This is a genomic window from Chimaeribacter arupi, from assembly GCF_002858805.1.
Taxonomy (GTDB): Bacteria; Pseudomonadota; Gammaproteobacteria; order Enterobacterales; family Enterobacteriaceae; genus Chimaeribacter; species Chimaeribacter arupi.
The window spans coordinates 1-376 of the sequence record NZ_PJZI01000099.1; the positions used below are offsets into that span (position 1 = coordinate 1).

General features: G+C 59.6%; 1 pseudogene. It reads right to left on the bottom strand.

The features are described from left to right. Positions 1-225 precede the first annotated feature (225 nt). Positions 226-376: pseudogene (locus tag CYR52_RS22235) on the bottom strand (gamma-glutamyl-phosphate reductase); the annotation flags it as partial.

Consider the following 376-nt stretch of genomic DNA (forward strand, 5'->3'; position numbering starts at 1 on the left):
CTACCAACTGAGCTATATCGGCTTGGGAGGGAACTGCCGGGGAACTACGGGGTGACAAATTATTGAAATCTGCACGGCAAGTCAAGAGGCGTTTGGCCGTCTGCTGATTTTATCAGCACCCTGCCCTGTCGGGCTTGTAGATTTCGGCTTTGCCATTGATAAGCTGAATGAAAGTGGCGACAGGTTACGCGAAAATCCCCCGCACTCTGGGTGCGGGGGTCAGGGTCAGGCGCGGACTAAATCGTCGCCGTAGCCGATCCATTTGTAGGTGGTGAGCGCTTCCAGGCCCATCGGGCCGCGGGCGTGCAGCTTCTGGGTGCTGACCGCGACTTCCGCGCCGAGGCCAAACTGGCCGCCGTCGGTGAAGCGGGTGCTG